This is a genomic window from Streptomyces kunmingensis (genome assembly GCF_039533535.1).
GTDB classification, from domain to species: domain Bacteria; phylum Actinomycetota; class Actinomycetes; order Streptomycetales; family Streptomycetaceae; genus Streptomyces; species Streptomyces kunmingensis.
Genome location: NZ_BAAATS010000011.1, coordinates 1 through 25,989, shown reverse-complemented (window position 1 = coordinate 25,989; position 25,989 = coordinate 1). Strand labels below are relative to the sequence as shown.

General features: G+C 72.4%; 21 protein-coding genes. 15 read left to right on the top strand and 6 right to left on the bottom strand.

Annotation, left to right across the window (positions count from 1 at the left end):
- The first annotated feature begins 4 nt into the window (after positions 1-4).
- From ABD366_RS14630 to ABD366_RS14595, 8 genes are all read left to right on the top strand, one after another.
- The gene (locus ABD366_RS14630) at positions 5-973 is read left to right on the top strand and encodes an SRPBCC family protein (protein ID WP_324767808.1); all 969 of its coding nucleotides are present in this window, start codon (positions 5-7) and stop codon (positions 971-973) included.
- Positions 974-1,017: 44 nt separating this feature from the next.
- Positions 1,018-2,337 (top strand): hypothetical protein, encoded by a 1,320-nt coding sequence (locus ABD366_RS14625; protein ID WP_344441832.1) that lies wholly within the window; start codon positions 1,018-1,020, stop codon positions 2,335-2,337.
- On the top strand, positions 2,334-3,173 hold the full coding sequence (locus ABD366_RS14620; RefSeq protein ID WP_324769631.1) for a 4'-phosphopantetheinyl transferase family protein: 840 nt from the start codon (positions 2,334-2,336) through the stop codon (positions 3,171-3,173). Before ABD366_RS14625 ends, ABD366_RS14620 begins: the two co-directional genes overlap by 4 nt.
- Entirely contained in the window at positions 3,170-5,203 is a 2,034-nt protein-coding gene (locus ABD366_RS14615; RefSeq protein WP_324769630.1) for a condensation domain-containing protein, read from the top strand. Before ABD366_RS14620 ends, ABD366_RS14615 begins: the two co-directional genes overlap by 4 nt.
- Positions 5,204-5,332: 129 nt before the next feature.
- On the top strand, positions 5,333-5,545 hold the full coding sequence (locus ABD366_RS14610; protein ID WP_324769629.1) for an acyl-CoA carboxylase subunit epsilon: 213 nt from the start codon (positions 5,333-5,335) through the stop codon (positions 5,543-5,545).
- Between the two features lie 32 nt (positions 5,546-5,577).
- Positions 5,578-7,170, top strand: a complete 1,593-nt coding sequence (locus ABD366_RS14605; RefSeq protein WP_411293723.1) for an acyl-CoA carboxylase subunit beta — start codon at positions 5,578-5,580, stop codon at positions 7,168-7,170.
- A 136-nt stretch (positions 7,171-7,306) separates the two neighbouring features.
- Complete coding sequence (locus ABD366_RS14600; protein WP_324769628.1) at positions 7,307-8,152, top strand: AfsR/SARP family transcriptional regulator; 846 nt, start codon at positions 7,307-7,309, stop codon at positions 8,150-8,152.
- 217 nt (positions 8,153-8,369) lie between these two features.
- Entirely contained in the window at positions 8,370-9,191 is an 822-nt protein-coding gene (locus ABD366_RS14595; protein ID WP_324769627.1) for an AfsR/SARP family transcriptional regulator, read from the top strand.
- Positions 9,192-9,319: 128 nt separating this feature from the next.
- On the opposite strand, the gene ABD366_RS14590 is transcribed toward ABD366_RS14595, so the two are convergent.
- A complete protein-coding gene (locus tag ABD366_RS14590; RefSeq protein WP_324769626.1) occupies positions 9,320-10,120 on the bottom strand; it encodes a hypothetical protein in 801 nt (266 codons plus the stop codon).
- A 461-nt stretch (positions 10,121-10,581) separates the two neighbouring features.
- Here ABD366_RS14590 and ABD366_RS14585 point away from each other — a divergent pair, with 461 nt between their 5' ends.
- Positions 10,582-11,427, top strand: coding sequence for a metallophosphoesterase family protein (locus ABD366_RS14585; RefSeq protein WP_324769624.1), 846 nt, complete (start codon positions 10,582-10,584; stop codon positions 11,425-11,427).
- A 9-nt stretch (positions 11,428-11,436) separates the two neighbouring features.
- Here ABD366_RS14585 and ABD366_RS14580 read toward each other — a convergent pair whose 3' ends face one another.
- The 3 genes from ABD366_RS14580 to ABD366_RS14570 form a co-directional block, all read right to left on the bottom strand.
- Entirely contained in the window at positions 11,437-13,968 is a 2,532-nt protein-coding gene (locus ABD366_RS14580; RefSeq protein WP_344441827.1) for an AAA family ATPase, read from the bottom strand.
- Between the two features lie 55 nt (positions 13,969-14,023).
- Entirely contained in the window at positions 14,024-14,335 is a 312-nt protein-coding gene (locus ABD366_RS14575) for a PqqD family protein (protein WP_324769621.1), read from the bottom strand.
- Positions 14,336-14,432: 97 nt separating this feature from the next.
- Complete coding sequence (locus ABD366_RS14570; RefSeq protein ID WP_324769620.1) at positions 14,433-14,657, bottom strand: hypothetical protein; 225 nt, start codon at positions 14,655-14,657, stop codon at positions 14,433-14,435.
- Positions 14,658-14,937: 280 nt separating this feature from the next.
- Here ABD366_RS14570 and ABD366_RS14565 point away from each other — a divergent pair, with 280 nt between their 5' ends.
- On the top strand, positions 14,938-16,194 hold the full coding sequence (locus tag ABD366_RS14565) for a helix-turn-helix domain-containing protein (RefSeq protein WP_324769619.1): 1,257 nt from the start codon (positions 14,938-14,940) through the stop codon (positions 16,192-16,194).
- On the opposite strand, the gene ABD366_RS14560 is transcribed toward ABD366_RS14565, so the two are convergent.
- Both ABD366_RS14560 and ABD366_RS14555 read right to left on the bottom strand, forming a co-directional pair.
- Positions 16,127-17,527 carry a condensation domain-containing protein gene (locus ABD366_RS14560; protein ID WP_324769618.1) on the bottom strand — a complete coding sequence of 467 codons (1,401 nt, stop codon included), beginning with the start codon at positions 17,525-17,527 and terminating at the stop codon, positions 16,127-16,129. The genes ABD366_RS14565 and ABD366_RS14560 overlap by 68 nt on opposite strands.
- Before the next feature lie 26 nt (positions 17,528-17,553).
- Entirely contained in the window at positions 17,554-17,781 is a 228-nt protein-coding gene (locus ABD366_RS14555) for a hypothetical protein (protein ID WP_324769616.1), read from the bottom strand.
- A gap of 383 nt (positions 17,782-18,164) precedes the next feature.
- Here ABD366_RS14555 and ABD366_RS14550 point away from each other — a divergent pair, with 383 nt between their 5' ends.
- The 5 genes from ABD366_RS14550 to ABD366_RS14530 form a co-directional block, all read left to right on the top strand.
- Positions 18,165-19,322 carry an aminotransferase class V-fold PLP-dependent enzyme gene (locus ABD366_RS14550; RefSeq protein ID WP_324769615.1) on the top strand — a complete coding sequence of 386 codons (1,158 nt, stop codon included), beginning with the start codon at positions 18,165-18,167 and terminating at the stop codon, positions 19,320-19,322.
- Between the two features lie 179 nt (positions 19,323-19,501).
- Positions 19,502-20,713, top strand: a complete 1,212-nt coding sequence (gene metK, locus ABD366_RS14545) for a methionine adenosyltransferase (RefSeq protein WP_324769614.1) — start codon at positions 19,502-19,504, stop codon at positions 20,711-20,713.
- A gap of 93 nt (positions 20,714-20,806) precedes the next feature.
- A complete protein-coding gene (locus tag ABD366_RS14540) occupies positions 20,807-21,790 on the top strand; it encodes a carbohydrate kinase family protein (RefSeq protein ID WP_324769613.1) in 984 nt (327 codons plus the stop codon).
- Entirely contained in the window at positions 21,787-25,254 is a 3,468-nt protein-coding gene (gene metH / locus ABD366_RS14535) for a methionine synthase (RefSeq protein ID WP_344441823.1), read from the top strand. Before ABD366_RS14540 ends, metH begins: the two co-directional genes overlap by 4 nt.
- Positions 25,255-25,334: 80 nt before the next feature.
- On the top strand, positions 25,335-25,989 hold a 655-nt coding region (locus ABD366_RS14530; RefSeq protein WP_344441821.1), incomplete at its 3' end, for an adenosylhomocysteinase.

The window sequence follows — 25,989 nt, the reverse complement described above, 5'->3', positions numbered from 1 at the left end:
ACTGATGTCGTCACACCCAGCGCACGTGGCCGAATACGCGATCCCGGTGGAAGCACCCGCCGGCGTGGTCTACGGCCTGCTCGCGGATCCGCTCCGCTGGCCCGTGCTCTTTCCCTCGTACATCCATGTAGAGCGCATCGACAGTGACGGGTCCCGTGAACTGCTGCACCTGTGGGACATGGCGAGCGGCCGGCTGCGCGCCCTGCACGTGCGCCGGCACCTGGACCCGCGCACCAGGACCGTCGAGACCGAGCGCATCGACCCCACGACGCGGCAGGTCACCGGCCGCGGCGTCTGGCGGGTGACGCCCGACGGCGACCATGCCAGCGTGCTGACCCTGCGCCGGGAACTGGGAACGTTTCTCGCACTCGGGCCACGGGCCGCGACCTCGACGGCGGCGCAGGCGCTCGACGCGGAGGTCAGGGCACGCCTCGACGAGGTCAGGGCGGTGGCCGGGCGCTGGGAGCGGCTGGACGAACTGCTGATGGCGTTCTCGGACAGCGTGCACACCACCGGGCCGCCCGAGCTGGTCTACGACTTTCTCCAGCGCATCGAGGACTGGCCCGAGCTGGTTCCGCACATCGAGTGGACCGAGGTGGGCACGGACGTGCCGGGTGTGCAGTTCGTCGACATCGACAGCGCCGCCTGGGACGGCGGCTCCACGGTCACCTCGGGCGCCGTCCGGCTCTGCTTCCCCGCTGCCGGATACATCGTCCACAAGGACGTGGTGCCGCCCGCGGTCCTCTCCGGGCACACCGTCCAGTGGACCCTGCTGCCGGACAGCTCCGGAGTCTCGGTGGTCTGTACGCACTCCGTGCTGCTCAGGGAAGAGGCCCTCGGCTCCTTCCTCGGCGCCGGGGCCACCCTCACCGACGCGCGCCACGAAGTGCGTACGGGGCTGGGACAGGCCGGTGCCGAACTCCTCGGGCTGGCCAAATGGCATGCGGAGAGCGCCCTGCGCCGCGTGGGGTGATCATGCTGACCGCACCGGCGGGGACGACGAGGAGGAACACGCCCATGAGCGCTACCGGGCCGAGAACGCTCCTGCGGGACGAGCGGACGACCGCGCCTGCCGCGGCGGCGCCCTTCCACCTGGCGCCACCGCCGTCCCCCGCGGTCGTGCGGCGCGCCCGGCGCCTGGAGACGCTGCTGGGCGACCCGTCCGAGCGGGCCAATCCGTACGGGCACCACGCGCTGGCCCTGCCGGCCGCGCTGCGGCGGCTGCCCGCGCTCAGCAACATCGCCGAGTCCGAGCTCCGGCCGGTCGGCCGGGGCGGGTACTTCGAGGGCGCCGACGGGCTGGTGGCCGCCCTGCGCCCGCTGTTCCGCCGCGATCTGGCCCTGAGTCATGTCGCCGTCACCACGGCGCTCTTCGCGGCCGACGCCGAGGGCTCGGGCGGCCCGCTGCCGGGGCGGACCGTGGAACTGGCCCGGCTGCTCGGGCCCGCGGCGCTCTGTGCCGCGGCCGGGACCGCGCTGCGTGCGGCCGTGCGTGCCGTCGCCGAGGGGGAGCCGCGGACGCCCGGGCTCTCGCGCTGGCGAGCCTCCCTCGCCCGGAGCTTCGCGGACCTGTCGGCGTGCGAGAGCCTGACGACCGTGGCGCTGCGCTCCCTGTGCCTGCCGCCGGGCACGGGACGGTCGCTGCGGGCCGCCGCGGGCTGCGTAGTGCCCGCCCTGGCCGCCGAGATCCTGGACGAAGCCGTGCTCACCCTGGGCGAGAGCGGTCAGCAGCCCCGCAGCGCCGCACTGAAGTGGTGTGCTAAGACGGCCGCCGAGGTGCCCTACATACGTGAGGTGGCCGGATCCGCCGACTGCCGGGCCGAGCTGATGCGCGAGCTGCCCTCGTCGGCCGGCCCCGCGGGCGGCCGTGTGGCCGAGCTTCCCGCCCCGGAGTGCGGGAGCGAGCTGGCCGGTGGGCCCGCCGACTGCGAAGCGGAACTGCTGCGCGCCCTCGACGCCGCGGCGGCCGGGGGCGCGGCGGGCCCGGAACCGGGTCCTGCTGGGGCCGCCCGGCGGCTGCTGGCCGAACGCAGGCTGCTGACCGGGCCGGGCAGGACCGTGGTCAGGGCGGGTGCGGTGGCGGCCGAACGCTATGCCCAACTCCTCACGGCCGGCGCGGTGCTGGCCGTTCACCGGGGCGCCACGACGCACGGCGGAAGCCGCTACCTGGCCTCCGAGGCGTGGGCGACGCTGGCGCTGTCCCGAGCCGTCCAGCGCCTCGGTCTGCCGACGGCCGGTTCCCCCGACACGGCCCAGACGGATGTCGAGGCGGAGCTGGACAGGCGCGACCGGCTCGGCACCGACAGCGATCTGTACGCCACCAGGATCCTGTGGTGAGCGCCTGGGATGCGCGGGAGTCGGCCACGGCCGGCGCGGCGCCGGTGTACGTGGCCTCTCCCGACGGCCCGTGGGACCTGGTCCAGGACCGGTTCGCCACCGCGGGGCGCGTGGTCGTGCACACCACATGGGGCGCGTGGGCTCCGGCCGCGCTGCTCGATCCCCAGCTGCGCCAGGTGCTCGGCCAGGACTGGCCCCGCTACCGGCAGGCGCCCCGTGCCGGGCAGCGCCTCGGGTTCGCGGCGTCGCGTCACGTCATGAAGTACACCGTGGCCGCGGTCCTGGAGATACCCGTGCAGACCATCGACTTCACCTTCCGGCCCGGCGGGCGGCCCGGGGTGCGCGGCTGGGACGAGCTCGCGCTGAGCCTCGCGCACACCGACGAACTGCTCGTGGTCGGGGTCAGCCGCACCGGGCCGGTCGGCGTCGACGCCGAGCGGGCCGACCGGTCCATACCCTTCGACCTGATGGGCGAGGAAGTGTGCACCCCGGCCGAGGCCGCACGGCTGGCGGCCCTGCCCGAAGAGGGGCGCCGCGCGGGGCTGTTGCGGCTGTGGACCCTGAAAGAGGCGTACACCAAGGCGCTCGGCTACGGGCTGCGGCACAGTTTCTCCCGGGTGGGGTTCGAGGAGGACGCCGACGGACGGACCAGGCTGGCCGCGCCCGCGCCGGACATCGACGCCTGGACTTTCGACACCCATCGCGTCCTGGACCGTTACCTGGTCAGCGAGGCACACCGGGGCGCACTGCCCGGGCCGTCGGCGGCGAGTCCCTCCGCGGCCGGGGCAGCCGGAGCCACCGCCCCGGGGGACGAGGGACCACGGGACCGGGCATGAGCGACGGACGCCCGATGCCGGGCGGCGTCCTGTGCGTGACCCACGCCAAGTCCGCCACGACACCCGACGGCTCCCATGTGCTCGACCTGTGCGGGCCGCTGACCCCCGCCGAGGCCGAGCGGGTGGCGGACCGGCTCGTCGAACGCCATCGCTCCTTCTCCGTCCTGTTCACCAGCCACACCGACACCCGGCACACGCTGACGCTCGTTCCGCATGATGCCGCCGGGGCCGGGACGCCGCTGTCGCCCGAACTCCTCGCCGACGTGCTGCTGCTGCCGGTGGGCGCGCGGACCGTGCCGCTCATGGGGGCCCAGCGCGCGCAGGTGCGGGCCGCCGTCCGCGCCCCGTACGACCGCGGGCACCACGTCGAGCAGGTGGCCCTGCGCTGGACCGGCCCCCTGGACCCGCGACGCTGGGCGGCCGCCTGGCAGTCCGTGGCCGCCGGGGAATCGGTGCTGCGCAGCGCCTTCGACTGGGTGGCCGCGCCCCGGCTCGTGCTGCACGATCGCGCGGTCGTCGACATCGTCCACCGTTCCCGAACGGAGGTACGGTCCTGGAACGAACTGCTCCTGCACGACCGGGCCCGCGGTTTCGCCCTGGACAGAGCCGGGCTGCTGCGGCTGACCCTGCTGGAGGACGCCCCGTCCGCCACGGACGCGTCCGTGCCGAGCACCCGCGTCCTGCTCACCTACCACCGGGCGCTGCTGGACGAGCGGGCCGTCCACATCCTCCTGCGGGCCTTCTACCGCGCCTACGCGGTGGGCGGGCCCCTGCCCGGCGGGGAACGGCGTCCCGACGCCCGCGACCACGCCCGGTGGCTGGCCGAGCAGTCCCCGGACGCCGCCCGCGGCTACTGGACCCGTGCCGCACCGCCGCCGGACGCCGTGATGAGTCCCGGACGGCCGAGCGGGCCCACACAGCAGCGGGGGGATGCGCAGATACGGCGCCGTCTTGACCCGCTGCAAGCGCTGCGCCTGCGGACCTGGGCGACCGGCCGGGGCGCGGGGGAGAGCAGTGCTCTGCATCTGGTGTGGGCGCTGCTGCTGTACCGCGCCGCGGGCGCCCGGGGCCCGGCGCACGTGAGTTTCGGTCTGCGCCTCGCGGGGCGGGACGTCGCGCTGCCGGGGGCCTCGGACGCGCCCGGTCTGCTGGGCGGCTGCGCCCCGCTGACGGTGACCGTCGACCCGGCGCAGACGCTGGGCGCACTGACCCACCGGCTGCGTGACGCCTCCCTGGACATGGCCGCCTACCCCTGGGTCAGCGACGAGTTGCTGCGCGAGTGGGCCGACGGCGGCGCGCGGCCGGCGGACACCACCGTCGACTTCGACAGCCGGCCGGTGATGGCCCCGGCCGTGCGCGCGGAGCTCGAGAGCCAGGGTGTCCGCGTCGACATGCCGCGGCTCGTCGGCGGCGGCACGGGCCCGGCCGTCACGCTCGTGGCGCGCCACGAACCCGACGGGGCCCTCGGTCTGACCTCGCTGTACGACCGCGCGGTACTGGGCGACGCGGATGCCACGCTCATGCTGTCGCAGTGCGTACGACTGCTGCGCGCACTGGCGGACTTCACGGACGAGGGCGCCACCGTCGCCGAGCTGCTCGGGGTGCTGGACGGTCTGGGCGTGCCGGGCGCGGCGGCGCGGCCGCCGGACCCGCCGGGGGCGCGCCGCGCTTCGCTGACCACGCTGCGGCGCGGAGAACCGGGTGGCGACGTCGTCTGTCTGATCGCGCAGGAGGGCGTGGTGCCCGGCGCCCACGACCGCTTCGCCCGGCTGCACGACGGCCCGGAGCGCATCGTGGAGCTGCACTGCGACGGTGCGCCGGCCGAACTGCCGCCCGGTCTCGTGGAGGCACAGAGCGGGCGGTTGCTGCTGTGCGGATGCGGGCCGGGCGCGGTGACGGCGTACGAGATCGCGCGCACTGTCGCCGCCTCCCTCGACCCGGTCGTGGTGATGGCGGGCACGGGGAGCGCCGAGGCGAGCGCGGACGCGCTGGTGGCGGGTCTGCGGTCGGTGGCGGCGGGCAGCACGTAGCGCCTCGGGGCCGGGGCGCGGGGTCCCGTGTTCCAGCGGGACACCAGCGATCCAGGGCTGTTCCTCCAGCGGACCGGCGGACGGTGGCGGGGCGGGGACCGCAGGAGAACGAGTCTTGAGGAGGCCGTCATGAACGATCCGGACAACATGCAGCAGGGCGTGGGGGAGCTGGACATCCTGCGCGTCGTGCGGGGACGGGCCGGGGCCGAGGAGGTGGCGGCGCTCACCGTGCTGCTGCTGAGCCTGCGCGCCCGGGCCGAGCGGAAGGACGCCGCGCCGGAGCGCGGCCGTCGCTGGCGGCCGCATGCGCAGGCGTACCGGGCGCCCAGCAGCTGGCAGTGACGGGAGGGCGTACCCGCCCGGAGAGGAGTGACATGTCCATGTCCTACGTGGCCGATCCCGCTCGACCGGAGACGGGAGACATCCGCGGGCGGGTGGCCGAGCTGCACGCGATCCGTGAGCAGGCCCTGCGCGGACCGAGCGACAAGGCGACCGCGGCCCAGCACGCCAAGGGCAAGCTGACGGCCCGCGAGCGGATCGAGCTGCTGCTCGACGAGGGATCGTTCAACGAGGTCGAGCAGCTGCGCCGGCACCGGGCGGTCGGGTTCGGCCTGGAGGCGAAGAAGCCGTACACGGACGGTGTGATCACCGGCTGGGGCACGGTCGAGGGCCGCACGGTCTTCGTCTACGCGCACGACTTCCGGATCTTCGGCGGCGCGCTGGGCGAGGCCCACGCCACGAAGATCCACAAGATCATGGACATGGCCATCGCGGCCGGTGCGCCGCTGGTCTCGCTGAACGACGGCGCGGGCGCCCGGATCCAGGAGGGCGTGAGCGCCCTGGCCGGCTATGGCGGCATCTTCCAGCGCAACACCAAGGCCTCGGGCGTCATCCCGCAGATCAGCGTGATGCTGGGCCCGTGTGCGGGCGGGGCGGCCTACAGCCCGGCGCTGACCGACTTCGTCTTCATGGTCCGCGAGACCTCGCAGATGTTCATCACCGGACCCGACGTGGTCAAGGCGGTGACCGGCGAGGAGATCACCCAGAACGGCCTGGGCGGCGCCGACGTCCACGCCGAGACGAGCGGCGTCTGCCACTTCGCCTACGACGACGAAGAGACCTGCATCGCCGAGGTCCGCTACCTCCTGACGATGCTCCCCCAGAACAACAGGCAGAGCCCGCCGGAGGTGAGTCCCGGCGATCCCGCGGACCGGCGGGGCGAGGCGCTCCTGGACCTGGTCCCGGCCGAGGGCAACCGCCCCTATGACATGACCAAGGTCATCGAGGAGCTCGTCGACGACGGCGACTACCTGGAGATCCACGAGCGCTGGGCCCGCAACATCATCTGCGCCCTGGCCCGCCTCGACGGCCGGGTCGTCGGCATCGTCGCCAGTCAACCCGCCCATCTGGCCGGGGTGCTGGACATCGAGGCGTCGGAGAAGGCGGCTCGCTTCGTCCAGATGTGCGATGCCTTCAACATCCCCGTCGTGACGCTGCTCGACGTGCCGGGCTTCCTGCCCGGTGTCGACCAGGAGCACGGCGGCATCATCCGCCACGGCGCCAAGCTGCTCTACGCGTACTGCAACGCCACCGTGCCGCGCATCTCCCTGATCCTGCGCAAGGCCTACGGCGGCGCCTACATCGTCATGGACTCCCAGTCCATCGGCGCCGACCTCACCTACGCCTGGCCGACCAACGAGATCGCCGTGATGGGCGCCGAGGGCGCCGCCAACGTGATCTTCCGCCGCCAGATCGCCGAGGCCGAGGACCCCGAGGCCATGCGCGCCCGCATGGTCAAGGAGTACAAGACCGAGCTGATGCACCCCTACTACGCGGCCGAGCGCGGCCTGGTCGACGACGTCATCGACCCCGCCGAGACCCGTGAGGTGCTCATCCGCTCCCTGGCGATGCTCCGCACAAAACATGCCGACCTGCCGTCCCGTAAACACGGCAACCCGCCGCAGTAGCGAGAGGTAGAACGTCCTGTTCTGCGTGATTTATGTGGGGTGGAAGTGCGGGCGGTTGCCCAATTGACAAACCGCCTGTGCTGTTTTTTAATGAGAGCCTCGTGCGCCAGAACAGAAAGCCATGGAGGCGAGCTGCGTGGACATCGATGCTCTAGGTGCGCTGGACGTGCGTGAGAACGGGGTGTCCATCACCCCGACCGCGCCCAAGCCGCGCCAGGTTCTCGCCCTGCTGGCCCTGCACGCGGACCAGGTGGTGCCCGTGTCCGTCCTCGTCGAGGAGCTGTGGGGGAGCACGCCGCCGCGCAGCGCCCGTACGACTCTGCAGACCTACGTGCTCCAGGTGCGCGACCTCATCGGCGTGGCCCTGCTGCGGGACGCCGCCGACCGCCCCGCCCGTACCTCCAAAGAGGTCCTGGTGACCGCGCCCGGCGGATACATGCTCGTCAGCGGTGAAGGCCGCAGCGACGTCCGCGAGTTCGACCGCCTCGCGGGGCTCGGCTACCGGGCCATGGACGCCGACGACTACCCCAGGGCCGCGGAGTCCCTGCGGCAGGCGCTGGAGCTGTGGACCGGTGCGCCCTTCTCGGGGGTGCAGACGGGCGAGCAGCTGGGCATGGAGGTCAAGCGGCTCGAGGAGAGCCGGCTGTGCGCGCTCGACCAGCGCATCGACGCCGATCTGCGGCTCGGGCGCCACCGCGAGCTGCTGGCCGAACTGACGGTTCTGGTCAGCCGGTACCGGACGCATGAGAGCCTGCACGCCCAGTTCATGATCGCGCTGTACCGCTCGGGCCGCCGGGGCGAGGCACTGGGGATCTACCGGCGACTGCGGGACACCCTGGTGCAGGAACTGGGGCTTGAACCCTCGGCCCGGATCGCGCGGCTGCACAAGTCTCTGCTGGTCGCCTCGGCCGACGACGGACGCGCCTCGGCCGACGGTGCCGTGCTCTCCATGGGCGGCGCGGGCGCCGTGCCGGCGGGCTGACGCACCCTCTCCTTCTCCCTCCGTCTCGCACAGCGGCAATCGCAGAAAAGCACGCCGAAGAAAGATCGATAGCTCGTGTAAATCGAACTATTTGAAGTCCGCTACAGAGCTACTGGAGAAAATCACTCGGTGGGGCAGGACCCGGATAGCTTGCTTCCCAGCGCAGCTTTCTGGCCACTGGAGGCCATCGCGAGCGGACGCTAACGGGGAGGGTGAAGTGAAGATTCAGCTACTAGGTCCTTTGTGGGCCGAGGTGAATGGCGGGTCGATCGTCCCGACGGCAGGCAAACCTCGCCAGATTCTGGCACTGCTTGCTCTGTATCCCAGCCGGGTGGTACCGGTCCCGACTCTCATGGAGGAGATCTGGGCCTCGCATCCGCCGCAGAGCGCACTCACCACGCTGCAGACCTATATTCTCCAGCTGCGCCGCAGACTCGGGACGGCGATGGGTCCGGGCTCGAGCGAGGGCGTCAAGGACGTGCTCGCCACCAGGCACGGCGGCTACCTGCTCCAGATACCGGACCTCGATATAGACGTCCGCATGTACGAGAAACTGGCCCGTGAGGGGCAGATCGCTTTCGAGGCGGGCGACAATGCCCTGGCGGCGGAGCGCTTTCGCACCGCTCTCGATCTGTGGCGCGGTCAGACGCTCGTCGACGTACGGCTCGGCCCGGTTCTGGAAATCGAGGCCATGCGACTCGAGGAAAGCCGCCTGGTGGCGGTGGAGCGGCGGATAGACGCGGATCTGCGAATGGGCCGGCATGCCGAACTCATAGCCGAACTCATGGAACTCACGGCGCGTCATCCGCGGCATGAAGGTCTGCATTCGCAGGTTATGGTCGCCCTTTACCGTTCCGGCCGGCAGAGTTCGGCACTGGACGTGTACCGAAGACTTCGCGGGCGGCTCATCGAGGAATTGGGCGTCGAGCCGTCACCACAACTCCAGCGGCTGCACCAGGCGATGCTGGCGGTCGACCCGCTGCTCGACGTGATGTCGGGCCCGCGACGGACATCGACGTTCGATCTCTTCGCAGCCTGATACAGGCTCTGAGGGCCTGTCATCGGATCCGGGCCGTCCTGGCGGGGGAGGGGCGGACGGCCCGGAGAGCCCCGAGCGCGCTGCCGGGACGAGTACGACTGGGCCGCGTGCGACCAGGCCGCGTGCGACTAGGCCGCGTGCGCGGCCAGCAGTGCCGAGGCCGTGCAGGCGACGTCGGAGCTTTTGAAGACGCCCGCGTGGTCGTCCGCGAAAGAGATCTCCCGGTGGACGAGAGCGGCCTCCGGGAGCAGCAGGGCGTTACGGGTGCGGTTCAGCCCACGGTCCTGGCTCGACGAACACAGCGCCGTACGGCCCGACCACAGGGGCAGCACGTCGACCGGCTCGGCCAGCGCCAGCGCGGTGAAGCGCAGCGTGGCCAGTTCGAGGTCCGCCACACTCACCTCGGGCACCGCGGCCAGCGCGGCGCACAGCCGGGCGGCGAGGGACGCGACATCGTCGCAGAGGTCCGTCGCGGCGGCGACCTCGCGCTCCAGCGCCCACAACTCGTCCCCGTCCAGCGGACGGGAGAACTCCCCGAGGACCCGCTGGAACTCCTCGACGACCGAACCGGTGTCGACCAGCTCGGGGTCGAAGAGCAGGACGTCGGGCTGCTGCTGACGGTTCGTCAGGGCCTGGGCTATCACCCCGGCGAAGATGCCGCCGACGCCGCTGCCCAGCACCGCCTCGACCCGCAGCCCCGTGGACAGCACCTCGTCGATCCACGGCGCCACGTACGCGTCGAGGCCGGGCCCGTACGGAACGCGGCTGATCGTGGGCCGGGCCCGCCAGATGGCGTGCGGTACGTCCAACAGCGGGACGAGATCGCCGAAACCCGAAGGGGACGTCACTCCGGGCGGACCGTCGACCGCGAGGACCACCTGTCCCGTTTCGCCGTTCCGCAGCTCTTCCCAGTACGTGAGTGCGCCCACAGATCCTCCTCGGTGGTGACCGGACCTGGCCGGCCCGGGAGCCGTACGGGGCCCGCGGAAGGGAAGCGGGCCCGGCACGGCTCCCAGGACGGCCGGCGAGGAGCCGCCCGGGCCGGGGTGAGCCTCTCGGGGGTGAGGCTCACGATCCCGTACCACCCGGCACGCTCTCACCGTTGCGAGCGTAGGCCGCGCGGCTGCCCGCCCCATACCCCTATCGACCCCTATGCCGTGCGCGCCTGCGGGCCGCCCGGGGGGTGGGGGAGGGGGAGAGCGGCCGGACGGCCCGCGGTTCCCGGGGGGTGGGTCCCGCGGCGCTCTCGGTCGGTCACCGGCCGCTCTCACCGCCTCGAGCGTAGAGCGGGGCGCGGCCGGTCAGTACCCCTATCGACCCCTAGGCGCGACCGCTCCTGCCAGGGCGGTGCGGGGTTCACCCGGGGGCCCGTCCGGTCTAGGGTCGGTGCATGCCGCACCGGGAGAACGCGACCCTCTGGGCCGTGAGCGATCTGCACGCCGCGTTACCGGACAACCGGGTCCTCGTGGAGCGGATGCGGCCGCGCTCGGACGCCGACTGGCTGGTGGTCGCCGGTGACTGCGGTGAGCTGGTCCACGACGTGGAGTGGGTGCTGCGCCGGCTCAGCGAACGCTACGCCAAAGTCCTGTGGACGCCCGGCAATCACGAGCTGTGGACCCCTCGCCAGGACCCCGTCCGGCTGCGGGGCGTGGAGCGTTACCAGCACCTGGTGGAGATGTGCCGCACCCTGGGCGTGGTCACCCCCGAGGACCCGTACCCGCTGTGGACCGGACCCGGCGGCCCCGTCACCGTCGCACCGCTCTTCCTGCTGTACGACTACAGCTTCCGCGTCCCCCAAGTGAGCACCAAACAGCAGTCGTTGGAGCGGGCGTACGAAACGGGGGTCGTGTGCAGCGACGAGTTCATGCTCCACCCGGACCCCTATCCGAGCCGCGACGCCTGGTGCCGGGACCGGGTGAAGGAGACGGAGACCCGGCTCGCCGAGGCCGACCCCGCGCTCCCGCTCGTCCTCGTCAACCACTATCCGCTGGTGCGGCATCCGACCAGGATCCTGCGCCACCCGGAGTTCGCGCAGTGGTGCGGCACCGAGCTCACCGCCGACTGGCACACCCGCTTCCCCGTACAGACCGTGGTCTACGGGCATCTGCACATCCCCCGGACCACCTGGTACGACGGAGTGCGCTTCGAGGAGGTCTCGGTCGGCTACCCGCGCGAGTGGCGCCGCCCCGGGCATCCCGCGGTCGGACCGCGCCAGATCCTCCCCGTCCCGGCCTGAGAGCCCGTGTCAGTGCGCCGCAGACACGTCGCTCGTGGCCGCCAGCTCCAGCGGAAGATCCCGGCGGGAACTGATGCGCAACTTGCGGTACACCCGGGTCAGATGCTGTTCCACCGTGCTGACCGTCAGGTACAGCCGCGCGGAGATCTCCCGGTTGGTCAGCCCCTGGGCGGCCAGCGTGGCCACGCGCTGCTCCGAGCCGCTGAGCCGGATCTCCGACCCGCCGCCCTCCTCGGCCGTGTCCCGAACGGCCTCGGCGCTCACCTCGGTGGCCTGATCCGGCGCGCCCACCGGCAGCTCCGGCCGTGGCGCGGACCGCGCCAGCTCCGTCAGAACGAGTTCCGCGGCCGCCCGGTCGCCCGACCGGCGCAGTTCCGAGAGCGCCTGGCCCAGCAGCGAAGCGCGCCGCGGCGCGGAGCACGCGGCGAGCCCCTGGATCCGTAGCGCCAGCCCCCGCGCCCACGGGTGCCGCCCGCCGGACAGCGCGAGCTGATCCCGGGCGAGGCGCTCGGCCTGCACGGGCCGGCCGAGCCGCAGCAGGCACTGCGCCGCGTCCGTGCGCCACGGCAGGTACGCGGGGTCGTCGATGTCCCACTCCGTCATCAGCCGGCCCACCTCGAGGAAGTCGGCCAGCGCCGAGCGTGCCTGCCCGCCCGCGAGCTGGTGCCCGCCGCGGGCGTGCAGGAGAGCGAGCCCCTGCCGCGTCCTGAACAGCCCGGCCGGCAGCGGCCCGTCGAGCAGACGGGAGGCTTCCGTGTACTGGCCCAGGGCGTCGAGGGCCCGTACGAGGACGGCGGCGGTGCCGTACATGAACGTCCCGCCGTCGCGCCCGGGGTGCTCCGGGGGCGTGTGCAGCGCGCGGGCCGCGGCCGCGGCGGCGCCCGGCACGTCACCGGTGCGCAGCAGTGCCTGCGCGTGCAGTTCCGCGAACGCGGCCCCCCACCCCGGCGCCCGCCTGCGCTCGGCCTCCTCCAGCAGGCGCCGGCTCCACACCACGGCCCGTCCGGGGGTGTCGGACAGGGCCAGGGCGAACACGGCGTGCCAGATCGGCACCCACGTCGCCTCGGTGAGCCGCGCCGAGCACAGCACGCGCTCGCCCGGCGGGACGTCGCCGTCGTCCTTGCCGACGGCGGAGGCCGACGCGCCGAGCGCGGGCCCGCCGAACGGTTCCGCGACGCCCGGCGCCGACTCCGCCACGTCCGCGCACCGGCCCTGGGCCATCAGGAACTGGACGAGCGGCTGCACCTGTCCGGGGTCCAGGGAACCGGACCGCAGCGCCCGGACCACCGTGTCCACGTGCTGTTCGGCGGCGGCCGGATCAAGACGCCAGGCGACCTGGGCGAGCCGGATACCGTCCGCTCCCTGCCGTGTCCGGTCGGCGCACGCGGGGCGCGCCAGTTCCAGCAGGCGCAGGGCGCGCGGCGCGTCGTCCTCGGCCAGCAGCGTCTCGGCGGTCTCCCGCAGCACCTTCGCCGCGCGCTCGTCGCCGGCCGGCGGCGCGTCGTGCTCCGCGGCGGCCAGCAGGTGCGCCGCCACCTCGGCGGGGGGACAGCCGTCCGCCCTGAGCGTCAGTGCGGCCCGCTGGTGCAGGGTGCCCCGCCTGCCGCCGCTGACGCCCGCGAGGACCGCCGCCCGCGCGACGGGATGAAGGGGCCGTGTGTGCGTGAGGATCCCCGACGCCTCCAGTGCCGCCAGGGCTTCGCGCGCCGTGGCGGCCGGCATGTCCGTCACGCGGGCGACCCGGTCCGGGGTGGCGAGGCCGCCGAGCAGCACGCAGGCCTGCGCCACCGATGCGGCGACGGGCCCGCCGCGGTGCAGACAGGCCGCCACGGCCATCGCGTACGGACCTGCGGAGCGGGGCGCGGGGGGCGTCGTGCTGTCCCGGCACTCCTCGACGAGCGCGCGCACCAGCAAGGGGTTGCCGCCGCTCAGCTCGTAGAACGGCGCTGCCGCCGCGCCGCGTCCGACGGCGCGCAGCAGGTCCGCCACGTCCTCTTCGCCGAGCCGGCCCAGCGTGACGCGGCGGAAACCCGGACGGCGCATGAGGTCGCTCAGGAACGCGGGGTGGACCGGCCGATGGTGCAGCGAGACGGTGACGACGATGAGCAGGCCGTCGAAGCGCGCATGGCGCGCGAGGTACTGGAGATGGTCGAGCGACGCCTCGTCCGCGTGATGGGCGTCGTCCACACAGATGACCACCGGCCGTCCCGCCCGCAGGTCGGCCAGTTCCCGGCACAGGCGCTGCATGTCCTCGGACCGGGTGGACGTGATCTCGTCCAGGGTGGCGGTCAGCGGCGCCAACGCCTTTTCGCCGCGCACCAGTTGACGCAGAACGCCGAGCGGGGAGTCCTGTTCGCCGGGCAGACCGATGGCGCTGAGCACCAGGGCCTCGTGTGCCACGGACCGTTCGACGACCGTGTCGACGACGCTGCTTCTGCCGCAGCCGCTGGGGCCTTCGACCAGGAGGACCCGCGTCCCCGCGCCGCCCGCGAGCACGCCGTCCAGGGCGGCGACGACCTCGTGCACGCCTGCCAGTGTCATGTCCGCCCCGTCCACGGTAGGTCCGCACGCTGAGCGTTCAGCGTGCGGAAGACCCCTACAGGGGTGGTCGAGCGGGGGCGGAGCACAGGCAGCCGGCGGACGCGCACGGCTCGCTGCGGACCAGCCCGGCGTCCCGCAACTCGCCGGCCCAGATCTCCAGGTCGGTCAGGGTGTGCACCGGATCGCACTCCCAGAGCGCCGCCAACGACGCGGCGGCGGCGCCCAGTTCACCGTCGCTGCGCTGAAGGGCGAGCCACATCGCGGCACAGACCGGGGCGCAGCGGTAGCGGCGGCGGGGACGCTCGGCCGCGAGGTGCAGGTGGCCCTGCGCGTCCAGGTGGACGCGGACCTGTGGCACCGGACGCACATGCACAGTCCCTCCAAGCCGCGAGTTCGACTGCGGCGGAAAACGCCGGTGTCCATCGTGATCGTCCCGCTGCGCCGGTGGCAAGAGCGGGCGACCCCTACGAACCGGCGGCCACGGGCTGGAACTCGGGGCATAGGGGTCGGACCGCGGTCCGCCACGGCCAGCCGATGTCATCGTCGCCCTCCTCGACGGCGGACGCGGACGCGGACACGGACATGGACGCGGACATGGACGCGGACATGGACGCGGACACGGCTACGACCATGGCCACGGCCCCGGGGGCGTCGGGCGCCGGCGGGAACATGGGCACCGGGTGGTTCATCAGCGACTCCCTCACGAGGACATGCGCTCGGCAAGGCTGCTCGAGAGCCTGCCTCGGATCGCTCGGGATCCACTCGCGCGGCGCTCGAGGAACGCCGAACTCCGGCGTGAGCCCTGCCGGAGGCCGGGCGACGAGCCGTGGCAAACGTTTGCCCTGCTGTTGTCAGCGGCCCTACGCTCGGTGCTCGACCGAGGCCACCCGGAGCGCCGGCTCGCCTTCTCGGGCCGCTCCCGCACCCGTTCGCGTTCCTGCCCGCCGCCCTTCGAGGAATTGGCCCCCCATGTTGCGACAGCCCGCGTTCGGAAGCCGGTTGAAGAAGCTCCGCCTGGCCCGTGGTCTCTCCCAGACCGCGCTGGCGGGCAGCGGCATGTCCACCGGCTATCTCTCCCGGCTTGAGTCGGGCGGCAGGCAGCCCACCGACCGTGCCGTGGGCTACCTCGCCGAGCGGCTGGGAGTGCAGCCGGCCGACTTCGAGGAGCCCGCGGCCGGTTCGCTGGCCCACGCGCTGACGCTGGCCGCGTCCACCGGCGCCGGCACCGCCCTCGACGTGCTGCGCGAGGCGTACGCGGCCGAGAGTCATGAGGCGCCCGTGCTGCGCTGGCAGGCGCTGTGGCTGCTGGCACGCTCACGCAGGCTGGAGGGCGACCACCTCGGTGAACGGGCCCATCTGGAGGAGCTGGTCAGCCTCGGCGACGAGGTCGCCCTGCCCGAGCTGCGGGTCCGCGGCATGACCCGGCTGGCCCGCTGCCTGCGGTCCGTGGGCGACATCCAGGCCGCCCTGAGCCTGAGCGAGAACGCCCACCGGCTGGCCGTGGAAGCGGACCTGGGTGTCGAGGACCGGGTCGGGGTGCTGCTCGCGCTGGTGTCGGTGGAGGCCGAGGCGGGCCGGCTGCCGGACGCGCGCGTCCATGCCGACGAGCTGACCGAACTGGTCGAGGGGCGCCGCGACACGCTGTGGGCGGAGGCGCTGTGGACCACGGCCGCCGTGCGGATGCGCCAGGGCGACTACCCGGGCGCGCAGCACGCCCTGGAGCAGGCCCTCGCCGGGTTCCCCAGTGCCGAGGACCTGACGCTGTGGGTCCGGCTGCGGATCGCGGGCGGCCGGCTGCATCTGCAGAAGATCCCGGCCGAACCGGCGGCGGCCCAGCACTGCTTGGAGGAGGCGAAGTCGGCGCTCGTCTTTGTCCGTACGGAGGCGCTGGAGCAGGAACTGGCCGCTCTGGAGGCGGACTTGGCGTTCGTCACGGGACGCTACGACGACGCCCGCGCGCTGCTCGCCGGGCTGGCCAGGGACGAGCTGCTGATGACCTACAGGGACCGGGTCCGCTTCGATGTCCTGCGCCACCAGCTGCGCGTACTGGAGGGCGACGAGAGCGGTGTCGAGGGTCTGCGGGCGCTGGCCGAGCAGACGCAGCACAACGGCAACATCGATCTGGCCGCGGAGATCTGGCGCATCCTCGCCGAGGCCCTCACCCGACTCCGCTCGGCGTCCGCCCCGCTGCTGCCAGGACCGGCGCGGGAACCGCACCAGCTCTGACACCCCTCCCGCCGGTGCCGCGCGAACGGGATGCCGGTGTGGCGGGAGCGGCCTCCAGTGCGGCGACGAGATCGCGGCACAGCGCGCCGGCCACCGTCTCGTCCAGGACACCCGGTAGCCAGGATGCCGCCAGCGACAGGCCCGCCGGCTGCCCGTGCGGCGTCTGGTGCTCGGTCAGGGTCAGGGACAGGCCGGCCGCGTGCGCGGCGAGTGTGGGCCGCTCGGGTGTGATCGTCAGGTTCTCCGCCTCGACGGGCGTCGGCATGGACTGAAGGACCGTCAGCGCGACCCCGCCGGGCTCCGCCAGCGGCGCGGTCCCGCTCCGGTAGGCGGTCAGGGCGCTTGCTCCGGCCCGGCCGAGCAGTTCACCGAAGTCCGCCGCGCCCGCGGTGTCCACGCTCAGTGCGAGCACCCGCCCGTACGGGCCGACGGCAGCGCGCAGAGCCGCGCTGTCCCGGGCCGGTACCGGTGCGGCCACGGTGATCCGCGGCCCCGCGCCCCACCGTGAGAGGACCTCGGCGAGGGCCGCGTACACGACGATGAACAGCGTGGCGCCGTGCCGCGCCGCGCACCGGGCCAGCCGCGTGTGCAGCGCCGGTGGCAGCCACCAGGACAGTTCGGCCCGCCCGGCGGCGCCGTCCCCCGGCGTGCTGCCCGGCACCGCGGACGGCTCGCGGTCACCCCACCGCGGGTGCGGCACGGTGTCGGGCCGGCAGCGCTGTCGGTGCGGGGCGCGGTCCGCCGTCCGGGCCGTGTACGCGCGGGCCAGCTCGGCGGCCAGCGGCAGCTGGGACCAGAGGTCGACCGAGTCGGCGGGCAGGGCGAGCTCCAGCGACAGGTCGTCGGCGCCCAGCCGGCACAGCCGGGTGCCGGCGACGCCCAGCCGGCTGTTGCGCAGCGCCTCGTGGCGCTCTCCCAGGTCCTTCAGCGCCTGGTCGAGGGCGTGTTCGTCGAGCCTTCCGCGCAGTCGCAGCGGCAGTACGGTGCTGAACTCCGCGGCGCAGCGCGGCCCGAGGGCGGTGGCCCGTGCGTCTCCGAGCAGCGCGGCGAGGCGCACCGGTGTCGAAGCGGTGCGCAGCTCCGCGTGCCCAGGGGCGACGGCGAACGTCTGCGTGAGCCGGCCGAGCAGCCGGCGTGCGGCGCCCGGCGCCTGCCCGCCCAGCCGGAAGAAGTCGCTGTCGGCCCCGACGGCGGCCCGTGGCAGGCCGGCCGCTTCGGCGAACAGGTCCCGCACGATCTCCTGCACGGGTGTGCCGGGTTGGGTGCCGTCGAAGCGGGTGCTCGCTGTCGGCCCGGCCTGGGCCACGCTCGGGTGGTCCGTGACGAAGGGCATCGCGGGCGTCTCCCTCGGTCCGGCGCTCAGGCGCCGATGACGGGCCAGCCGATGTCCGCGGTTCCCGCGGCGGTGGCGGTGGCGGTGGTGCCGGGGGCCGAGGGCCAGCCGATGTCCGCGCTCCCCGCGACGGCGGTGGTGCCCGGGGCGGACGGCCAGCCGATGTTCTCGGCCGCCGAGCCGGCCCCGGCCGTGGTGAGCACGGCGGCGGTGAGAGCGGAGGTGACGATCAGAACCCGGGCGAGACGCTTCATGACTGACTCCTCTGCGGCGGAGGCTTATTGCCTCGGTGTGCCTTTTCTTGGCAGAAGCTTGGCAACTTCGGCTTGGGATCCGCTGGGGATACGCTGGAGAACCGGTGGAGTCTGGCAAAGCAGATGACGGAAAACTTCGCCGAGTCCGCGACCCATGTATCCATGCATGGCCTTTGAACTGCGGTTATCTGCCGTCTTCGGGCTCCGTCGGGAATTGGCACAAGTGGCAACCCGGGGCGATCCCTCCGCTGGCCCTCCGTCAGGAACCGGTGCGGCGCGCCCGAACTAGAGCCTCGCTGGAGCGCTCATTGCCAACTTTCTCCTCTGTAGGCAATCTCTTGCCAAGCAAGTTGGCAACGTATGGCACAGGGGAGGCGTCGGACATGATTCACCTGAACTCGGCAGGCCAGGGCCGCATGCCCGAGGCCGCACGCACGGTGCTCACCGAATGTGTGCGCCTGGAGGACCGTTACGGTGCCCATGAACTCGAGGAACATGTCGGGGACGTCGTGCACGGCGAGATCCATCAGCGCCTCGCCCGCCTGCTCCACGCCCCGGACGGACACACAGAGCTGTTCACCAGCGGCGCGGCGGCCTTCGACGCGCTCGTGTCCGGCCTCTCGCTCGGCAGAGGTGACCGGATCTGGACCACGCCCTACGAAAGTGCCGCCCACCTCACCACCCTGCGGGCTTTGCGCGACCGCACCCGCTGCCGGCTCGAGGTCGTCCCGCTGCGCTCCGACGGCGATCTGGACGTCGCGTGGATGGCCGCGCACATCGACGACGACGTGGCACTGGTCTCCGTGGCACACGTGCCCGCCACCCGCGGCCTCGTCAACCCGGTCGAGGAGATCGGGCGCGTCCTCGCCCCCTACCGCTGCCTCTACGCCGTCGACGCCGCCTACTCCCTGGGCCAGTTGCCGGTGGACACCGCGCGCATCGGCTGCCATCTGCTGACCGGCGACGGCTGGCGGTTCCTGCGGGGGCCGCGCCGCGTCGGCTTCGCCCATGTGGCGCCGCGGCTGCGCGCCGAGCTGTCCCGGGCGGAGCCGCGCGTCGAGGAGAGCGGCACGGGCGTCTTCGCGCACGCCGTACCGGAGCCGGTACCCGCCACCGCGGCCGTCGCGGCCCTGCACGCGGCCCTGGCCGAGCACGCCGCGGCCCCGTCCGCGCCGCACGAGGAGCTGATCCCGGCCCTGCGCGCCGCGGTCGAGACGGTCCCCGGCATCGAGACGCTCACGCCAGGCAGCCGCCAGTCGGCGATCCTCGCCTTCCACCACCCGGGGCTCCCGGCCGCACTCATCCGCCGCAGCCTCGCGGAGCGTGGTGTGTCCGTATGGAAGACCGTGGCCGACGAGACCCCTCTGCTGCCCCGCCCCGGCGCCGGGGCGACGGCCCTGCGCGCCTCCGTCGACCACGGCACCACACGCCAGGACATCGACCGTTTCGCCGCAGCGCTCGCCGAAGCGGTCACCGACGCCAGGGCCTACCGCCCGGCCCCCTGGACACGCGGCCCCCGGGCCGTGTCCGCCGGGCTCTGAGAGCCTGTCTTTGAACCCCCCTCGGATGCGGAACCGGGCCCAGGAGCTGGTGCCGCCGCTGCGGATCGAGCGCCCTTCGAACCTTTCTCGAGCGCTCCGGTCGACGGTGACAGGTGCGATCGCCGTGCGGATCGAGCCCTGCACACCAACCGTCCGAACCCACACCCTTCTGGAGAGCCATGACCCGTCGTCTGTTCACCTCCGAGTCGGTGACCGAGGGCCACCCCGACAAGATCGCCGACCAGATCAGCGACGCGATCCTCGACGAGCTGCTGCGCCAGGACCCGGCGTCCCGCGTCGCCGTCGAGACGCTGATCACCACCGGGCAGGTCCACATCGCGGGGGAGGTGACGACCCGCGCCTACGCCGATGTGCCCACCCTCGTGCGCGAGAAGATCCTGGAGATCGGCTACGACTCCTCGGCGAAGGGGTTCGACGGCGCCTCGTGCGGCGTCTCGGTGTCCATCGGCGCCCAGTCCCCGGACATCGCGCAGGGCGTCGACACCGCGTACGAGAGACGGGTAGAGGGCACGGACGACGACGTCCTCGACCAGCAGGGCGCCGGCGACCAGGGCCTGATGTTCGGCTACGCGACGGACGAGACGCCCACCCTGATGCCGCTGCCGATCGAGCTGGCCCACCGCCTGTCGCACCGCCTCACCGAGGTACGCAAGGACGGGACCGTCCCCTACCTGCGGCCCGACGGCAAGACGCAGGTCACCGTCGAGTACGAAGGCAGCCGCCCGGTCCGCCTCGACACCGTCGTCGTCTCCTCCCAGCACGCCAGTGGCATCGACCTGGACGAACTGCTCGCCCCCGACATCCGCAGGCACGTCGTGGAGCCTGTCCTCGCCCGGCTCGCCGAGGACGGCATCAAGCTGGAGACGGAGGAGTACCGGCTCCTCGTGAACCCCACCGGGCGGTTCGAGATCGGCGGCCCGATGGGGGACGCGGGCCTGACCGGCCGCAAGATCATCATCGATACGTACGGCGGTTACGCCCGCCACGGCGGCGGCGCCTTCTCCGGCAAGGACCCCTCCAAGGTCGACCGCTCCGCCGCCTACGCGATGCGCTGGGTCGCCAAGAACGTCGTCGCCGCCGGTCTCGCCGCGCGCTGCGAGGTCCAGGTCGCCTACGCCATCGGCAAGGCCGAGCCGGTCGGCCTGTTCGTGGAGACCTTCGGCACCGGCACGGTGGCCCAGGAGGAGATCGAGAAGGCCATCACCGAGGTCTTCGACCTGCGCCCGGCGGCCATCATCCGTGACCTCGACCTGCTGCGCCCGATCTACTCGCAGACCGCCGCCTACGGCCACTTCGGCCGCGAACTCCCGGACTTCACCTGGGAACGCACCGACCGGGCACGGGCGCTCAGGAACGCCGCCGGAGCCTGACCGGACACGGAGCCTGACCGGACACACAGGCTCAGGGCACGCCCCCGCCGCGGCCCAGGCCCTGGGCCGCCCGACAGGACTTCAGGAGTTCACGTGCGTATCGCGGTGACAGGATCCATCGCCACGGACCATCTCATGGTCTTTCCCGGCCGGTTCGCGGACCAGCTGATCCCCGACCAGCTCGCCCATGTCTCGCTCTCCTTCCTGGTCGACGCGCTCGAGGTGCGCCGGGGCGGGGTGGCGGCCAACATCGCCTTCGGCCTGGGCAGTCTGGGCCTGGACCCGTTGCTCGTCGGCGCGGTGGGCGCCGACTTCGCCGAGTACGAGGTGTGGCTCAAGGAGCACGGCGTCGACACCGGCGCCGTGCGGGTCTCCGCCGAGCGGCAGACCGCCCGCTTCCTGTGCATCAGCGACGAGGACGCCAACCAGATCGCCGCCTTCTACGCGGGCGCCATGCAGGAAGCCGGCTCCATCGACCTCTGGCGGGTGGTCGGCACCTGGGACCGCCCCGACCTCGTCCTCGTCTGCCCGAACGACCCCGCGGCGATGATCAGGCACACCGCGGAGTGCCGCCGGCTCGGCCTGCCCTTCGCCGCCGACCCCTCCCAGCAGCTCGCCCGCCTCGACGGCCAGGAGGTGCGGGACCTGGTGTCCGGCGCCCAGTGGCTGTTCACCAACGAGTACGAGGCCGCGCTGCTGCTGGAGCGCACCGGATGGACCCGCGCCGAGGTGCTCGGACAGGTCGGCACCTGGATCACCACGCTGGGCGGCGACGGAGTCCGCATCGACGGCCGGCACGAGCCGACCCGCACCGTCCCGGCCGTTCCCGCGACGGATGTCGTCGACCCCACCGGCGGCGGTGACGCGTTCCGCGCGGGTTTCCTCGCCGGCACGAGCGCGGGGCTGTCCCTGGAGGCGGCGGCCCGGCTCGGCTGTGTGACCGCCGCGTCCGCCCTGGGCACCGTCGGCTCCCAGGCATACCGCGCCGACCGCGAGCACCTGCTGGCCGAGACAGCGCGCGTCTACGGCAGCGACGCCGCGCAGGAGATTGCGCCGGCCCTGAACGGCATGCCATGACCGCCGCCGGTTCCCGCGCCCGTGTGGACGCCCTCCGCGAAGCCCTCGCCACCCGTGTCGTGGTGGCCGACGGCGCCATGGGCACGATGTTGCAGGCGCAGGACCCCACCCTCGACGACTTCCAGCAGCTCGAGGGCTGCAACGAGATCCTCAACGTTACCCGGCCCGACATCGTGCGCTCCGTCCACGAGGCGTACTACGCCGTGGGCGTCGACTGCGTCGAGACGAACACCTTCGGCGCGAACCACACCGCGGCCGGCGAGTACGACATCGCCGACCGGGTCTTCGAACTCTCCGAGTCCGGCGCCCGGATCGCCCGTGAGGTGGCCGACGAGTTCACCGCCTCGACCGGACAGCAGCGCTGGGTGCTCGGCTCCATGGGCCCCGGTACGAAACTGCCCTCGCTCGGGCACATCGACTACGCGAGCCTGCGCGACGGATACCAGCGCAACGCCGAGGGCCTCCTGGCCGGCGGCGCCGACGCGCTGATCGTCGAGACGACCCAGGACCTGCTCCAGACCAAGTCCGGTCTGGTCGGCGCCCGCCGGGCGATGGACGCCCTCGGTGTGTCCGTCCCGCTCATCTGTTCCCTCGCTTTCGAGACGACCGGTGTGATGCTGCTCGGCTCGGAGATCGGCGCGGCGCTGACCGCGCTCGAGCCGCTGGGCATCGACCTGATCGGCCTGAACTGCTCCACCGGCCCGGCGGAGATGAACGAGCACCTGCGCCATCTCGCCCGGCACTCCAGGACGCCGCTCATGTGCATGCCGAACGCGGGCCTGCCGATCCTGACCAAGGACGGCGCGCACTTCCCGCTCTCACCGTCCGCGATGGCGGACGCGCAGGAGACGTTCGTCCGGGAGTACGGGCTTTCGCTGGTGGGCGGCTGCTGCGGTACCACGCCCGAGCATCTGCGTCAGGTCGTGGAGCGGGTCCGCGGCACCCGGCCCACGGTGCGCGAGCCGCGCCCGGAGCCGGGCGCCGCCTCCCTCTACCAGACGGTCCCGTTCCGCCAGGACACCGCCTATATGGCGATCGGCGAGCGGACGAACGCCAACGGGTCGAAGAAGTTCCGGGAGGCGATGCTGGAGGGCCGCTGGGACGACTGCGTGGAGATGGCCCGCGAGCAGATCCGCGAGGGCGCGCACATGCTCGACCTGTGCGTGGACTACGTGGGCCGGGACGGCGCGGCCGACATGGAGGAGCTGGCCGGCCGCTTCGCCACCGCCTCCACCCTGCCCATCGTCCTGGACTCCACCGAGGTCCCGGTGCTGCGGGCGGGGTTGGAGAAGCTGGGCGGGCGCGCGGTCCTCAACTCCGTCAACTACGAGGACGGGGACGGCCCGGAGTCCCGTTTCGCGAAGGTCACCCAGCTCGCCCAGGAGCATGGTGCCGCGCTGATCGCGCTGACCATCGACGAGGAGGGCCAGGCCCGTACGGTCGAGCACAAGGTCGCCATCGCCGAGCGCCTGATCGAGGACCTGACGACGAACTGGGGCATCCACGAGTCGGACATCCTCATCGACTGCCTGACCTTCACGATCTGTACGGGTCAGGAGGAGTCCCGGGGCGACGGCATCGCCACCATCGAGGCGATCCGGGAGCTGAAGCGGCGCCGCCCGGACGTGCAGACCACGCTGGGCCTGTCGAACATCTCGTTCGGGCTGAACCCGGCCGCCCGGATCGTGCTGAACTCCGTCTTCCTGGACGAGTGTGTGAAGGCGGGGCTGGATTCGGCGATCGTGCACGCGTCGAAGATCCTCCCCATCGCCCGCTTCGACGAGGAGCAGGTGCAGACCGCCCTCGACCTGATCTACGACCGGCGGGCCGAGGGCTACGACCCGCTGCAGAAGCTGATGGCGCTGTTCGAAGGTGCGACGGCGAAGTCGCTGAAGGCGGGTAAGGCCGAGGAGTTGGCCGCGCTGCCGTTGGAGGAGCGGCTCAAGGCCCGCATCATCGACGGCGAGAAGAACGGCCTGGAGGCCGATCTCGACGAGGCACTCACCACCCGTCCGGCGCTGAAGATCGTCAACGAGGTCCTGCTCGAGGGCATGAAGGTCGTCGGTGAGCTGTTCGGTTCGGGGCAGATGCAGTTGCCGTTCGTGCTCCAGTCGGCCGAGGTGATGAAGAACGCGGTCGCCTATCTGGAGCCGCACATGGAGAAGTCCGACGCGGAGGGCAAGGGCACGATCGTGCTGGCCACCGTGCGCGGCGACGTGCATGACATCGGCAAGAACCTGGTCGACATCATCCTGTCGAACAACGGCTACAACGTGGTCAACCTCGGGATCAAGCAGCCGGTCTCGGCGATCCTGGAGGCGGCCGAGGAGCACAAGGCCGACGTGATCGGCATGTCGGGGCTGCTGGTCAAGTCGACGGTGATCATGAAGGAGAACCTTCAGGAGCTCAACCAGCGCAAGATGGCCGCCGACTTCCCGGTGATCCTCGGCGGCGCCGCGCTGACCCGCGCCTATGTCGAGCAGGACCTGCACGAGATCTACGAGGGCGAAGTCCGCTACGCCCGCGACGCGTTCGAGGGTCTGCGGCTGATGGACGCCCTGATCGCGGTCAAGCGGGGCGTGCCCGGCGCCACCCTGCCCGAACTGAAGCAACGCCGCGTTCCCCAGAAGGAGTTGGTCCTCCAGGAACCGCCGGACGTCGGCCGCTCGGACGTCGCCGCCGACAACCCGGTCCCCGAGCCGCCGTTCCGCGGCACGCGTGTCGTCAAGGGCATCCAGCTCAAGGAGTACGCCTCCTGGCTCGACGAGAGCGCCCTGTTCAAGGGCCAATGGGGCCTGAAGGGCGACACCATCGAGAGCGAGGGCCGGCCGCGACTGCGGATGTGGCTGGACCGGCTGCGCACGGAGAACCTGCTGGAGGCGGCCGTCGTCCACGGCTACTTCCCCTGCGTGTCCAAGGGCGACGACCTGATCATCCTCGACGAGGACGGCGGCGAGCGGACCCGCTTCACCTTCCCGCGCCAGCGCCGCGGCCGGCGCCTGTGCCTGGCCGACTTCTTCCGCCCGGAGGAGTCCGGCGAGACCGACGTCGTCGGACTCCAGGTCGTCACCGTCGGCTCGAAGATCGGCGAGGCCACCGCCGAACTGTTCGCCGCCGACTCCTACCGCGACTACCTCGAACTGCACGGCCTCTCCGTCCAGCTGGCCGAGGCCCTCGCCGAGTACTGGCACGCCCGCGTCCGCTCCGAACTCGGCATCGACGGCAGCGACCCGGCCGCGATGCAGGGCATGTTCCGCACCGAGTACCAGGGCTGCCGCTACTCGTTCGGCTACCCGGCCTGCCCCGACCTGGAGGACCGCGCCAAGATCGCCGCGCTCCTCGGACCCGAGCGGATCGGCGTCCACCTCTCCGAGGAGTTCCAGCTCCACCCCGAACAGTCCACGGACGCCATCGTCGTCCACCACCCCGAGGCGAGCTACTTCAACGCCGGGGGCCGTGCGTGACCCCGTCACCACCGGATGACCAGAGACACCAAAGACACCAGAGACCCATCAGAAGACCCAGAACCCTAGGAGCAGCACGCATGCCTGCACAGCCGAAGGCCGCCTTCACCGACTTCAAGGTCGCGGATCTCTCCCTCGCCGATTTCGGCCGCAAGGAGATCACCCTCGCCGAGCACGAGATGCCCGGACTGATGGCGATCCGCCGGGAGTTCGCCGCCACGCAGCCGCTCGCCGGGGCCCGGATCATGGGCTCGCTGCACATGACGGTCCAGACGGCGGTCCTCATCGAGACCCTGGTCGCGCTCGGCGCCGAGGTCCGCTGGGTCTCCTGCAACATCTTCTCCACCCAGGACCACGCGGCCGCCGCGATCGCCGCCGCCGGCATCCCGGTCTTCGCCTGGAAGGGCGAGACCCTGGAGGAGTACTGGTGGTGCACGGAGCAGGCGCTGACCTGGCCGGGGCAGACCGGCCCGAACATGATCCTCGACGACGGCGGCGACGCCACCCTCCTCGTCCACAAGGGCGTCGAGTACCGGAAGACGGGCGAGCTGCCCGAGGCGTCCAACGACGAACTCACCGTCATCCGCGCACTGTTGGAGAACAGCACACTCGACTGGTCCGCCATCGCCGCCGAGATCCGTGGCGTGACGGAGGAGACCACGACGGGCGTTCACCGGTTGTACGAGATGCAGCGTGAGGGCTCGCTCCTGTTCCCCGCGATCAATGTGAACGACG

Excerpts from the sequence above, each read along its gene's own strand:
- ABD366_RS14555 (WP_324769616.1), bottom strand. The coding sequence starts at position 17,781 with ATGAAGCGTCTCGCCCGGGTTCTGATCGTCACCTCCGCTCTCACCGCC.
- ABD366_RS14560 (WP_324769618.1), bottom strand. The coding sequence starts at position 17,527 with ATGCCCTTCGTCACGGACCACCCGAGCGTGGCCCAGGCCGGGCCGACA.
- ABD366_RS14580 (WP_344441827.1), bottom strand. The coding sequence starts at position 13,968 with ATGACACTGGCAGGCGTGCACGAGGTCGTCGCCGCCCTGGACGGCGTG.
- ABD366_RS14630 (WP_324767808.1), top strand. The coding sequence starts at position 5 with ATGTCGTCACACCCAGCGCACGTGGCCGAATACGCGATCCCGGTGGAA.
- ABD366_RS14605 (WP_411293723.1), top strand. The coding sequence starts at position 5,578 with ATGTCCATGTCCTACGTGGCCGATCCCGCTCGACCGGAGACGGGAGAC.
- ABD366_RS14550 (WP_324769615.1), top strand. The coding sequence starts at position 18,165 with ATGATTCACCTGAACTCGGCAGGCCAGGGCCGCATGCCCGAGGCCGCA.
- ABD366_RS14570 (WP_324769620.1), bottom strand. The coding sequence starts at position 14,657 with ATGAACCACCCGGTGCCCATGTTCCCGCCGGCGCCCGACGCCCCCGGG.
- metK (WP_324769614.1), top strand. The coding sequence starts at position 19,502 with ATGACCCGTCGTCTGTTCACCTCCGAGTCGGTGACCGAGGGCCACCCC.
- ABD366_RS14615 (WP_324769630.1), top strand. The coding sequence starts at position 3,170 with ATGAGCGACGGACGCCCGATGCCGGGCGGCGTCCTGTGCGTGACCCAC.
- ABD366_RS14565 (WP_324769619.1), top strand. The coding sequence starts at position 14,938 with ATGTTGCGACAGCCCGCGTTCGGAAGCCGGTTGAAGAAGCTCCGCCTG.
- metH (WP_344441823.1), top strand. The coding sequence starts at position 21,787 with ATGACCGCCGCCGGTTCCCGCGCCCGTGTGGACGCCCTCCGCGAAGCC.
- ABD366_RS14610 (WP_324769629.1), top strand. The coding sequence starts at position 5,333 with ATGAACGATCCGGACAACATGCAGCAGGGCGTGGGGGAGCTGGACATC.
- ABD366_RS14625 (WP_344441832.1), top strand. The coding sequence starts at position 1,018 with ATGAGCGCTACCGGGCCGAGAACGCTCCTGCGGGACGAGCGGACGACC.
- ABD366_RS14585 (WP_324769624.1), top strand. The coding sequence starts at position 10,582 with ATGCCGCACCGGGAGAACGCGACCCTCTGGGCCGTGAGCGATCTGCAC.